This is a genomic window from Streptomyces sp. NPDC042346, from assembly GCF_055581845.1.
Map to the genome: position 1 here is coordinate 125267 of NZ_JBVJEH010000013.1, position 11752 is coordinate 137018.

Below are 11752 nucleotides of genomic sequence, written 5' to 3' on the forward strand. Positions count from 1 at the left end.
CCTCATCAGCGGTCCGTCGATGCCTCCGGGCCCGGTGACACCACCCCCCGGATCATCACCAACAAGGGGGGGAAGTCATGCCGGACCCGAAGGCCGGCGGCCCCATTGCGGAGCCACGAAAAAAGTAACGGGGGGGGTGGAAGTGGGCGGTGGGCGTCAGGCGGCGAAGGCCGCGTTGTCCCGGTCGGCGAGCCAGGCGGCGAAGGCGCCGGCCATGCGGGCGCTCTCCTCCTGCACGCCGAGGCCGCTGGGCAGGTGCTTCTCGACGGCCTCGTCCGCGCCGTAGGTGATCAGGGCGGTCCACGGCTTGGTGTGCATCCAGGCCGGATGCCGGGCGCTGTACGTGTAGCGGCCGGGGTTCCAGACCTCGCGGTAGAACAGGGCCTCGACGTCCCCGCTGCGGTGGACGACGCGGCTGTCGCCGTGGTGGTCGGTCTCGACGCGCGCCTCCAGGCCGTGGGCGGCGAGGGCGGCGAGAAGGTAGTCGCCCGCCGGGGTGTCGTCGGCCTCGGGCAGGCCGATCAGGCGGCGGCCGAGGTTGGTGATGTACGGGTGCTGCTCCTCGCCCTCGGCCTGCAGGCCGCGCCGGGTGAGGTGGATGACCAGGCCCTCGCGGACGAGCGAGTTGAGGATGCGTTCCTGGACCGGGGCTTCGATGCGGCCGGGCTCGACGGAGACGAGGGTGCTGAGGAGCGCGTCGGCCTTGGCGAGGCTGAGCAGGGCGAGACGGCCGGCGGGGGTGATCTTGTGCCGGGCGAACTCCGCGTCGTCGTCGCGGGCCGGGGCGGTCGTGATCCACCCGCGCTCACGCAGGACGTTCAGCGAGCGGGTGGGAACACCGACCGGGAGCAGGCCGTCGGCGGCGCGGAGGGCCGTGAGCAGCCAGGTGCGCTGCAGGGCGTTGGGAGCCGGGGCGTGGGGATCGGCGGCCAGTGGGGTCGGCATGCGGGTCTCCGGTGGTCAGCGGTACAGAGCGACGCGCAGGGTCTCGCCCCGGTCGTCGGCGGGGCCGAGGTCGCTGAGGGCGAGGTCGATGTCGGGATCGTCGAAGTCGTGGATCTCAGCGCGCGAGCCGAAGTGGAGAGTCGCGTCGTCGGTGCGCCACCGCTTGTGGAAGTCGAGCTGGAACGCCACCGCGTCGGGGAGGTCGCTGCCGACGTGCACGAAGTGCTCCTTGAGCTCGGCGCGCGGGTTCTCGAAGTCGTCGGGGTGAGCTGAAGGGGGGATCTTGTCGTCGACGCGATGTCCGTTGCGCTGGCGTCCGCAGCCCTCGCACAGCTGCTGCGAGGGGGTGTTGTCGAACCGGCAGTCGCGGCCCTTGCACTGCCAGAACAGGCCGGCCGCACGGAAGACCTCGCGTACGACCTCCTCCTGCTGCACGTCGGCCGCCTGGAGCGCCTTCTCGATCACGGTGTCGGAAATGGGTGCCCTTCCGGGGGGTCGCGTGCGAGCAGTGGCCGGGGCCACCACCGGATGACGCTTATAAGTTTACCAAAGGAGGGGGTGTGGGTAAAGTTAAAAGCGTCAATCTGGGGGTGGCTTGCCGGGGTGCACATGTGCGGTGGGGGTTCTGCTGCTCGGCAGGAGGATCAGCTGGCGTCGAGGATCTCGCCGGGGCGCAGGAACCGGCCGGTGTCGATGAAGTGCTGACGGGATGCGGACGATTCGGTGTCGTAGTCGCCGAACCGTCCGAAGCTGGTGTCGTACCCGCAGGTGCACGGGGGCATGGGCTCGCCCTGCCCGGCGCGGGTCAGGTGACAGCCCCCGCACAGCTCCTCGGCGCCCGAGTTCTCGAAGGCGCAGGCGCAGGTCCAAGGTTCGCAGTGGGCGCACAGGCCGGTGCTCTCGGCCTGGTCGACGTCGAGCGGTCCGTTGCACTTGTCGCACAGGCCGGCGGGCCAGACGAATCCGAGCCGGCGCAGCGTCCAGCTGACCGACTCGTACACGTCGCCGCCCGAGAGGTTCTGGTCGGCAAGGTGCGAGAGCACGACCCGGGTCGCGGCCATGGGGTTGGGGATGTCGGCGCGCCGGGCGGCGTGGTCGGCGAGGAAGATCAGGCCGCGCGCGGTGGGGGCCAGTGCAAGGGAGAGAAGGCGGGAGGGGGCGTACCGGAAGGCGGTCATGGAAGCTCCAGATGTCGGGGTCGCGGTGGTGCGCGGCCTAGGCGGGCCGCTAGCCGGGCGATGTGCATGTGTCCTCCTCCTGCTGGTGGGGTGGTGTGGCCCCGCGGGGCGGGTGGCTGGGGCAGGGCGCCGCGGCGGCCGCAAGAGCGGCCGCCGCGCCGGCGTCACGAGGTATGGGCGTCCTGTGGGGCGGTGGCCTGCAGGGCCCTGCCGCGCCGGGTGATGTAGTCGTCCAGGCGGACGAGGGTCAGGCCGTCGTCGTCGGGCATCAGCACGTCCTCCAGGCAGCGGCGGCGCACGGTGTCGCGCAGCTGGCCCAGACCGGCGTAGGTGGCCTCCGGATGGCGTGCCTGCGCGATCAGTTCCGAGACCGGCACCGGCGGAGGGACCGGTTCGCCCTCCTCCAGCCAGTCGCGGACGCGGACGGCGAACTCGGCCCCCGGCCGGGCGACGACCGCGCCGGACAGGTCCGGCGAGAGCGCCTTGACCACGACAAGGGTGTTGTCGCTGTCCATGGCGCCGACGAAGTTGAACTCGTACTCCGCGCCGTCGCGGTGCTCGGGCCTGCCGCCGAAGCGGCGCATGGCGTGGCGGCCCTGCTCGTCGGCCTCCAGGTGGTAGTCGGTCTTCGAGCGCAGCGTCACGATGACGTGGCCGGGGTACGCGAAGAGGGCGTCCCACATGCGGCGTTCGCGCGGCCGGACTTCGGTCCAGCCGGACTTGTTGCCGCCGGCGCCCCGCTTGGAAGCGTCGTCGACCTGTTCGAGAACGCCGCCGTGGCCGGACCAGAACAGCGTGTACGGGTCGACGATCACGGTCTCGTAGCCCCGCGCCGCGCACTCGGCCAGAGCTGCGATCAGCACCTCCGGCGAGCAGTAGGTCAGGGGCGGGCAGGTGTCGAAGGTGAACCGGCCGGCGTACTTCGAGACGTGTCCGTGGACCGCCTCGATGACCGCGGTCGAGGATCCGAGCGCCGAAGCCAATTCCAGCGCGGTGAACGACTTTCCGGAGCCGCTGGGCCCCATCAGCGCGATGCGTCCCAGGATCTGGGTGTTGACCGCGGGGCTGAACGGGAACTGCGGATGGGGCGGGCGAGCGGCGGGAAATTCCTGTGGATGCGTCATGGTGTCCGTCAAGGGGCCTCCGGGAACACCTCGGTGGGTTCAGGGTCCGGTCCGCAGGGGCCGCGCACGGGAGCGAGAAGGCGCCCCCGGGGGCCGGAACCGACTCCCTCTGACGCTATTAATTTTACCACAGGTACATCGGGAAATAGCTGCTCAGAGGGTCTTCTCCCTCCTGCTGAGCCGGCTACTTCTCGACCGTCTGGCCGGCTTGCTCGGCGGCCTTCTTCGCGTAGTAGTTGTCGCCGGGCAGGATGCGGAAGGGCTGCCCCTCCGGAGTGAAGCCGTCCGGCCGGGGCCCGGCGAACCGCGCCGCCTTGCGGTCCATGTTGTCGACCGCCCACTTCTCCAGCGTCTCCCGGAACCAGTACGGACGCTCGAGCTCGTCGATCCCGTCGGGCTCGGGGGCCCGGCCTAGGGTGCGGGAGCTGGTGAAGCTGTTCTCCGAGCCGAAGCCGGCGACCTCCCACGCGTGTGCGTTGTAGTAGCGCAGTCGCCCTCTGCTCGCGTGGTCCACGTAGAGCGCCTTCTTGTCGGCCTCGGGCCCGGACCGCTCGGCGTCGGGCTGTTCGGTCGGGCGGGGGTCGATGGTCGGCTTGGCCGGCGACCACTTTCCTCTTCCTCCGCGCCGCTCCATGGGGCTCTCGTCCGCGTTCATGTAGCCCACGGCCTTCAGGAAGGCGACCACCACCTTGCGGGGGTAGCGCGGTGACCTGTCGTTCGCCTCCGGGATTGCGACGTTCATCGCCTTGGCGATCATGCGCAGCGGCGGCTCTCCGCCCGTCTTGCGCGGCTGCCCGTGCCACTTCTGCGCGGTCTGCCGACCCACGTCGGCTAGCTGCGCGATCTCGTTGAGAGTCAGTAGTTCGTCCTGGCGGGCCATCACGGCTCCTTGTCGCTTAAAAATAAATACACGGCCGATGGTACGCCAACTTAAATGGGTCAGGCATGGGCTGCGCGGCGCGTCTTGCGCGCCGCGGCCCGGTGGTGGAGCGCCGAGAGCCCCGCGGCCCGAGGCCGCGGGGCTCAGGGACGGACGGGGCCGGATGTTCTGCCCGGCGCGGGCGGCTCCGAGGTGGTCCTCAGGGGAAGTCGAGGTCGGCGCAGCCGCAGTCATCGTGCCGGCAGGGCAGTCGGCCGTCCTCGGTCAGGCGTGGAGCGTGGGTGGCGGGCGAGTGCCCGCACACGCACGAGGTGCCCAGCGCCACTCCCGCGAGCGCGCGCCGGTGGTACCGCTCGGCCAGCGCCGCGTTCACGTCGCGCTCCGCCTCCGCCTCCGTGAGCGCGGCCCGGAGACCGGCGGAGTCCAGCGGGCCCTTCATCTCGGTGGTGTCGACCCGGGTCAGCGCGAGCGCCAGGTCCGGATCTGCAGCGGTGCGGGCCAGCAGCAGCCGTAGTGCCGCTGCCTGCTCACCGGCCGACCGGGAGGCACTGGCGTAGGTCGCGTGGAGAGTCCGCTCGCTCATCGTGCGTCCTGTTCTTCGCTCGGGGCGCGCGGACGGGACCCGCGCACTGCGCTGAGGGTAGTGGGGGCCGGTCGGCCGGTCGCGGACCTGCGGCCGGATGCCCGGGTGGCGGTCAGCGGCCGGCCGGCTGGCGGCTCAGGAGCCAGGGAACGAACTCGTGGGTGATGCCGTCGTAGAGCTCCTCGTCGGCGATCTGCTCGGGCTCATCGGCCTGGAAGAGCGACACGTGGTCGGCCCGCAGCCCGAGGACATCGAGCGTGCGCAGGAAGGCGACGTCCTTGCCGAAGGCGACAAAGGCCACGAACGCGTCCACCGCCGCCTCCTCGTTCTCCCCGACGATCTCGTGCATGAGGGAGATCACCTCGGCCCGGTCGTCCGGGTTGCCGTCGGTCTGGAAGACGATCAGCGCGGGGGCGGTGGCCCCGGACTGCCGGTGCTGCTCCAGCACCGCGCGCAGGGCCGTCGCGTAGTACGTGCGGCCCATGTGGCCCATGCCGTTGTGCGCCGCCTCGATGCGACCGGCGTAGTCGTCCACGCTCACCGTGATCGTGCCGTCGACCTCGGTGGAGAAGAAGGTCACGGGAACCGCGCCGTCGTCGTCCAGGTTCCGCGCCAGGCCCAGGATCCGCTCGGCGAGGTACTGGACCGTGCCGTCGCTGTAGTACTTGCGCATCGATCCCGAGCGGTCCAGCACGAGGTAGACGGCCGCTCGCTGCCCACTCAGCCCGGACTTCTGCAGGCTGTACGCGGCCTTCTTGGTCAGGTCGGCGAGTGGCGTCCGCACCGGCGCGGCGGGCTGCTCGGCAGGGGCGGGGGAGGCGGAGAAGAACTTCTTGAACATGGTGATTCCCGTCATCGGGCCAGGTCGGCCGTGGAACTGATCTATGAACGGTGCGCGCGGCGGCCTGTGGACAGAATCCGCAGGCGCGCCGCGGCTACGGGCGCGCGCCCGCTGGGCGGCCGGGGCGGTACAGGGCGGCGAAGAAGGCCAGGTGCCGGCCGATCCCTCGGCCCTCCAGCGGGTGCTCGAGGCCGGGCCAGATCGTGCGGGCGAGGTCGGCGTACGCCTTGCCGGCGAAGACCGTCACGCGCGCGGCGCTCACGCCGAGGAAGTGGGCCTGCCGTGCCAGGACCTGCCGAGTGACCGTGCCGCTGTCTCCGGCGCGCAGGTCGTAGTGCAGGATCCGGTCCTCGTCGCGCAAGAGCCCGAACTTCGCCGACAGGATGAGGACCTGGGCCGAGCCGTCCGCCGATGCAGCAGCTGCCGCCCTGCGAGCCGCGACGTGGTACGAGCCCACGTACATCTCGCTGGCCGGGGCCACGGGCACGTCGAGCTTGCCCATCGAACAGGGCACGAGCAGGACCTGGGGAAGCGGCTCGATCTGGGCCCTGTCCCGGCCTCGGCCGGTGATGCGGAAGCGCGGAGCCCGGCTCAGGGGCCCGAACCGGTCCATCCCATCCGCGGCGATCGCCTTGACCAGGCCCTGCTCGGCCACCTCGTGGACCTCCGAGTCGGGCACGGAAGGCGGGAGAAACCCCTCGGCGTGTACCGCAGCGGCGTGGAGCCCCGCACGCTGCCGGGCGCCGAGCGAGGCGGGGCGCCGCGCGCTGTCGGTGTTCGGCCGGCAGCTCATGGGCGCCGCTCCTCGTCGAACAGGGCGAGCGGCATCGGCAGGCCGTAGCGGTGGGCCAGAGCCTCGACTGCGGCCTGGCGGTCGGCGTAGCTGCGGCCCACCTCGACGCCCAGGTCGTTCAGGCCGGTGTGCTTGGCGAGGAGAGTGCGCGCACGGCGGACGTCCCACCGATCCGCTGAGGTACCTGGCGTCTTCCGGGGCTCGGGGGTGCGTTGGGCGGGGGCGTGCGGGGTCAGGGTCTCCTCCGTGGGTCGAGGCGGGGCCGGGGCGGCAGGGCCAGCAGCCGGCTCGGATAGTTCCTGCCGTCCCGGGGCTGTGAGGGGAGAAGTCGCCCTGCGCCGTCTCCCGGAGCGGCCGTGCGGCCGGGCCGCAGCCCGGAGGGCGGGAACCCGCCAGATGACCCTAGTAAGGTAACGCAAGCGCTGACGTGCATCAATGTTAAAGCGTCAAGCGGAGCGGGGGAGAGCGTCTTCACTCGTCGGCCGGGCGAAGTCGACGACGGTGACCTCCCACAGGCTCAGCCCGGCAGGGTGGGCGCTCTCGGCCGCCCCTGCGGCACCCCCAGATGCCCGGCACAGCTCCTGGAGGTGGTCGCAAGCATCGTCCGCGCTCAGCAGACCGTCCACCTTGGAGCCTTCGATCTCGTAGAAGCGCGCCGCGACGGTTCCGCCTGCGGGGGCAGGGACCACCGCCGGCAGTCCGTCGCCCGGCAGGTCGGTCTCGGAGATCCAGTGGCGGGTCACCTCGCGGACGTGCTCGGTCAGCCCGATCCGCGACACCCAGGGCCGCTCCCGGGCGAGATCCACGTGCTCCCGCACCAGGGCCGGGGAAGCGAGGCGGTGGCTGGTGTACTCGTGAACCTCGGCGCCGCCGCTGTGGCGGTAGACGGACACGGACCAGGTCACCTGGCGATCCAAGCGCGAGAGGCCCCGTGGCGTCTCAGGGATGGGCGGAGGAATGAGCGAGCACCTCCTCGCGCGGCGGGATGCAGCGGGCGGGGCGACTTCCAAGGTGGCGACGGTCATCAGGCCGGCACGCCGCGCGTGAGGGCGGTGCGCGGCCGCGCCTCTTCGGAGAGGGGCTCGCTCGAAGCGGAGGGGTCGCCGGGGGCGTGGCACCACGAACACCGCACGCGCCGCTCCCGGGCGGCGGGCCGCTCGATCACGGGGGTGCGGGTCAGGCGGGTGCAACTGCCGCAGGTGTACCAGCCCAGCGCGTTGAGGCCGGACTCGGTGATCGCGTACCGGCCGGTCCCGGTCGTCCGCGTCACGAATCCGCGCTCAACCAGGCTGTCCAGGACGCGGGTCGTGTAGGCGGCGGAGCGGAGCTGCCAGGAGCAGCCGGCAGTCCAGGTACCGCCGTTGTGGCGAGCGAGGGCACTGAGGACGGTGCGCTGGTGACGGCCGAGGGTGCGGGTCAAGGGGCCTCCGGGATGTCGAACTGCCGGTGGGGTCGCGCCGTCGAAACAGCGCCCGCGCACCGGCGACCCAAAAAAGTTGACACCTTCACCCTTGCAGATTAACTTTATTGCGTCAACCGGGTTCGGTGCCGCCCGCTCCCTCTCCCGGTGCCCGTCTACGACAAGGAGCAGGGTGGACATGCACGGCACGAGCGCCGACAGCACGGGCGGCAACGACGACCAGGCCCCCAACGCTGAAATCGTCGCCCTCCACGCCAAGGACCGCTCGCCGTGCCCCCTCACCGGCGACGACGAACACCCTCACCGCGGGGGCAGGCCGCTCGACCCGAAGTGCGCAGCGCTCGGCGGCCGCACCGGCTACGGCGTGCTCTGCGACTGCGGAACCCTTTGGACTCCGGCAGCAAGCTCGCGGCCATCGAGGACAAGGCCCGTCACCTCGCTCTCCACCGGGGCGACCTCCTGGTCCACCGCGTCGTGCACGAATCCCACGGAACCCGCGTGATCCACGAGCTCCAGACCCTGCGCCACTGAACCCCCTGCCCCAACCGCAGCACGCCCGCGGCCGCTGTCCACAGGCCACCTGCCGGACATTCGTCCCTCCGCCCGACCGCCCTTTCAAGCACCAGAAAGCGAGAAACACCCCCGCGATGCCCCACACCACCCGCCAGCTCACGATCACCGCGACCGCCGTCGCCGCCACGTTCTGGCTCACCGCCTGCGGCCCTCACCAGTCCGCGCCGCTGGAGCACGGCACCGTGAAGAAGAAGCGCCACGACGCGGCGATCAGCACGCCGATCTACCAGGACCGCTACCGGGAGACCAACTGCCGCACGGTCACCAACGCGCTCACCCTCACCGGCATCAGCCGCCCGTCGACGACCGGCGGATCCAGCGGGCGCTCACGCGGCGGCAGCTCAGGAGGCGCCTCGAAGGTGAAGCCCGGCAAGTCCAACAAGCTCGACAAGAACAACTCCAACGGGTCCAGCGGGGAATCGGGCAGCCGGAACCGCAAGGTCTGCGACCGCCAGTACCTCGGCCGCGTACAGACCGGCGTGCACAAGACGCCGGAGGCGTGGATGGTCCTGATCGTCAAGGGGGACCGGTCCCGCTGGAAGCCGGTCACCGAGGCGAAGTGGCGCAAGATCAAGGTCGGCGACCACATCTGACCCGGACCGGCCCGGCGCTGTCCACAGCCCGCACCCGCCGGCGCCGGCCTCTGTCCACAGGCGAGCCGCCACATCGTGATCAGGTCCTGACCCATCACAGGACACCGCCGGGCCGTCCACCACCGACCCGATCCCGGCGGGACGTACCTCGTGAAAGGCACCCGGCCGATGTCACCGACGTCCACGACGGCCACCTGGCTGCTCTCCCTCGCCAGCTCGGGCATGTGCCTGTTCCTCGCCGTCCAGGCCTTCCGGTTCTGGATAGCCCGGGACTGGCCCCGGGTATTCACCACGCTGGCAGCGGTCCTGGTCGTTACGGCCATGGTGTGGCGCCCCACCCTCCCCCTCGAGCTGGCGGCCAAGCTCCGCACGTCCCCCCACAAGGATCTCGACGCCGACCCAGGCCCCCAGCAGCACGCCCCGACCAGCGCGGACGGCCCGCCCTGGGGCACGATCGCGGTCGTCCTCGGCGTCACGGCCACCGCCCTCGCACTCCTGCTCACCACGCTCGCCCTTGCCGCCGCTGCACGCCGCCGGCGCGAGCGCAGCCGGCAGCAAGCCCGTCACGCCGACGAACTCGCCCGGCGCCGGACCGACCTGGAAGCGCGTCACGACGCGGTACGCGACGCCTACGGAGATTTCGAGATGAATCTGCTCGACAACCTCCACCGCCTGGCCCTGGCCGACGTGAACGTGGCCCAGACCACCCGTCTCATCGACGCCCTCGACGCCGCACGCGACGCCCGCATCGGCACCACCCACGACGCCCTCGACACCTACCGCAAGGCCGTCACCGCTCTCGAACTCGCCTGGAAGAGCGCCGACCACCACGCCCGCACGACCGGCGCCAGCTACCTCCCGCCCTCCGAGCGACGCAACATCGAACAGGCCCAGGCCGCCCTCGCCGTCGCGCTCGACGAACGCGGCTACACCCCCCAGCGCCAGCTCGCCCTGCGCCGCGCCCTCACCTTGATCGAGAGCGTCATCCCCGTCCCCCAGGAGGCAATCGCCGCCCTGGAAAGCAGCACGCGGCCCGCCCTGGCCAAGAGCTGAGCACCGCCCGGCACCGCTGTCACACCCGACGGTCTGTGCCCCTGCCCCAACCGACCGAGCACCGCAAGAACGAAGGACACCCGTGAGCTACCTCCGCTTCCAGGACGTGCACGGCCACATCCACCTCAAAGGCCACGAGCGCTACTGGCTGCTCAGCATGGTCCACGACCACGCCGGCCGCGTCCTCCTCGACCACCCCGACCCGGGCGCCGGCGCCCGGGCGCTCTACGACCTGCTGCCGCACGACCACGAGCTCCGGGAGGTCCTGCCGGGCCGGCACGTGAGCCCGCGCCACTGGCTGAGCGGGTACGCGCGCGCCCTGCAGAACGTCATCTTCGACGACCCGATCGTCGACTACCGCGGCCACCAGATCCGCCCCCTGAACCTGACCCTCAACACCGCGATGGACGGAGGCCCGGACCCCCTGCGCCTCGCAGCCCGGCTGATGGGCCAGTGCGAGGTCAACACCTGGGTCGACGGCCCCCACCGGAGCTGGCTTGCCGACGTCGTCGCCGAAGGCCTCGCCCACGGCCATCTCCGCAAGGCGTGCGGCTGGGAAGACCTGCAGAACTTCCTGCGCGAGCGCGACGACCACCCCGTCGTCGTCTCCGCCAGCGAGTCCTTCCCGACCCGGTGGGACGCCCGCCTGCGAACGGCGGACGGCGAGGACCTGGACGACGACGAGGTCGAGCAGATGTGGGAGGCGCTCACCCCGGCCCAGCAGTGGGCGCGCGGGATGGAGGGACTGCGCAGCCGCACGTCCGAGCTCCTGGAGATGACCCCGGACTGGGCGGCCTACCGCTTCGGCTCCACCCTGTCGTTGGGCGACCTCCTGGCACCCGACCACACCCGCCGCCTGGACCGCGCCTTCGAACTGGCCGGCTGAACCACGACCGCATCTTCCCGTAACCCGAACAGGAGCCATCCCTTGGACGTCAGCGTCTACCTCGACCGCGCCGCTCTCAAGGAGGCGGTCCTCACCCTCCTCATCCCGCCCGCCGAGCCCGAACTCCGCACGAGGGTCAAGGCCACCGGCACGGAGATCAACGGGGAGCCGGACAACCCGGCGAGCCTGGAGCGGGCCCACCGGTACGCAGACGAGCGGGGCAAGGACCAGGTCATCGACGAGGGGGAGGCCGAGTACCTCCAGGACGAACTCGCCGAGCTCTTCGGCGGCGACAACACCGTGATCGAGGAGGCCGACCCCGAAGCTGACCGGGAGACGGCCCACCAGATCATCACCGCCCTGGCCGCGGCCTTCCCGCTGCCGGCGTCCCTCCGCGACAGCCTCCCCCTCGCCCCGTGAGCGGACGGCGGAAGCCCCGGACCTGAGCGGCCTTCGTTTCTGCCACCCCGGGCCGACCGGCTCGCCCGGCCCGCCGAGCCTCGGGGACGCCCCGAACGAACTGACCCCCGGGCGGGAGCACACCATGAAGGTGTGCTCCCGCCCGGGGGTCAGTTCGTAAACGCGTGCCAGACGCTCCACAGGACGAGCAGACCGGCGATTGCTGCGGCGACGGCATCGCCTCCGGAGGGCCGCCAACCGGCGGCGCGGGCAAACGGGTTGATCCACGCGATGCGCTGGATGCGCTCGCCCACCGGGTAGTCGCCGTCGTGGCGGCGACGACGGTGCCGTACGCCGTGCCCCTCCGCGCCGGCGCGGAAGAAGTAGGGCCGGGACTCCGTGCCGCAGCGCTTGCAGCAGTACGTGAACGCCACGGCCGCCTCCTGATCCGATCGGTGGTCACCGGATCGTAGAGGGCAAGGGC

16 protein-coding genes are annotated in these 11752 nt (G+C 71.4%); 5 read left to right on the forward strand and 11 right to left on the reverse strand.

Annotated features, from left to right (window positions below):
* Positions 1-156 precede the first annotated feature (156 nt).
* The 10 genes from ACZ6K0_RS37595 to ACZ6K0_RS37640 form a co-directional block, all read right to left on the reverse strand.
* Positions 157-945 carry a hypothetical protein gene (locus ACZ6K0_RS37595; RefSeq protein WP_469577964.1) on the reverse strand — a complete coding sequence of 263 codons (789 nt, stop codon included), beginning with the start codon at positions 943-945 and terminating at the stop codon, positions 157-159.
* 15 nt (positions 946-960) lie between these two features.
* Positions 961-1410, reverse strand: coding sequence for a hypothetical protein (locus tag ACZ6K0_RS37600; protein WP_469577966.1), 450 nt, complete (start codon positions 1408-1410; stop codon positions 961-963).
* A 179-nt stretch (positions 1411-1589) separates the two neighbouring features.
* On the reverse strand, positions 1590-2123 hold the full coding sequence (locus tag ACZ6K0_RS37605) for a hypothetical protein (RefSeq protein ID WP_469577968.1): 534 nt from the start codon (positions 2121-2123) through the stop codon (positions 1590-1592).
* A 164-nt stretch (positions 2124-2287) separates the two neighbouring features.
* The gene (locus ACZ6K0_RS37610; RefSeq protein ID WP_469577970.1) at positions 2288-3259 is read right to left on the reverse strand and encodes an AAA family ATPase; all 972 of its coding nucleotides are present in this window, start codon (positions 3257-3259) and stop codon (positions 2288-2290) included.
* Between the two features lie 172 nt (positions 3260-3431).
* Positions 3432-4127 (reverse strand): hypothetical protein, encoded by a 696-nt coding sequence (locus tag ACZ6K0_RS37615; RefSeq protein WP_469577972.1) that lies wholly within the window; start codon positions 4125-4127, stop codon positions 3432-3434.
* A gap of 199 nt (positions 4128-4326) precedes the next feature.
* A complete protein-coding gene (locus tag ACZ6K0_RS37620) occupies positions 4327-4710 on the reverse strand; it encodes a hypothetical protein (protein ID WP_469577974.1) in 384 nt (127 codons plus the stop codon).
* A gap of 112 nt (positions 4711-4822) precedes the next feature.
* The gene (locus ACZ6K0_RS37625; RefSeq protein ID WP_469577977.1) at positions 4823-5566 is read right to left on the reverse strand and encodes a VWA domain-containing protein; all 744 of its coding nucleotides are present in this window, start codon (positions 5564-5566) and stop codon (positions 4823-4825) included.
* 79 nt (positions 5567-5645) lie between these two features.
* Entirely contained in the window at positions 5646-6344 is a 699-nt protein-coding gene (locus tag ACZ6K0_RS37630; protein ID WP_469577979.1) for a DUF6884 domain-containing protein, read from the reverse strand.
* Positions 6345-6790: 446 nt separating this feature from the next.
* Positions 6791-7249: a hypothetical protein gene (locus ACZ6K0_RS37635; protein ID WP_469577981.1), complete on the reverse strand. Its 459-nt coding sequence runs from the start codon at positions 7247-7249 to the stop codon at positions 6791-6793.
* Positions 7250-7368: 119 nt separating this feature from the next.
* Positions 7369-7764, reverse strand: a complete 396-nt coding sequence (locus ACZ6K0_RS37640; RefSeq protein ID WP_469577983.1) for a hypothetical protein — start codon at positions 7762-7764, stop codon at positions 7369-7371.
* A gap of 387 nt (positions 7765-8151) precedes the next feature.
* On the opposite strand from ACZ6K0_RS37640, the gene ACZ6K0_RS37645 reads away from it, so the two are divergent.
* From ACZ6K0_RS37645 to ACZ6K0_RS37665, 5 genes are all read left to right on the forward strand, one after another.
* Positions 8152-8295 carry a hypothetical protein gene (locus ACZ6K0_RS37645; protein ID WP_469577985.1) on the forward strand — a complete coding sequence of 48 codons (144 nt, stop codon included), beginning with the start codon at positions 8152-8154 and terminating at the stop codon, positions 8293-8295.
* Positions 8296-8411: 116 nt separating this feature from the next.
* Positions 8412-8930, forward strand: a complete 519-nt coding sequence (locus ACZ6K0_RS37650; protein WP_469577986.1) for a hypothetical protein — start codon at positions 8412-8414, stop codon at positions 8928-8930.
* 168 nt (positions 8931-9098) lie between these two features.
* Complete coding sequence (locus ACZ6K0_RS37655) at positions 9099-9983, forward strand: hypothetical protein (protein WP_469577988.1); 885 nt, start codon at positions 9099-9101, stop codon at positions 9981-9983.
* Between the two features lie 82 nt (positions 9984-10065).
* A complete protein-coding gene (locus tag ACZ6K0_RS37660) occupies positions 10066-10869 on the forward strand; it encodes a hypothetical protein (protein ID WP_469577990.1) in 804 nt (267 codons plus the stop codon).
* A 42-nt stretch (positions 10870-10911) separates the two neighbouring features.
* Positions 10912-11289 (forward strand): hypothetical protein, encoded by a 378-nt coding sequence (locus tag ACZ6K0_RS37665; RefSeq protein ID WP_469577992.1) that lies wholly within the window; start codon positions 10912-10914, stop codon positions 11287-11289.
* Positions 11290-11438: 149 nt separating this feature from the next.
* Here ACZ6K0_RS37665 and ACZ6K0_RS37670 read toward each other — a convergent pair whose 3' ends face one another.
* On the reverse strand, positions 11439-11702 hold the full coding sequence (locus ACZ6K0_RS37670; RefSeq protein ID WP_469577994.1) for a hypothetical protein: 264 nt from the start codon (positions 11700-11702) through the stop codon (positions 11439-11441).
* Positions 11703-11752 lie beyond the last annotated feature (50 nt).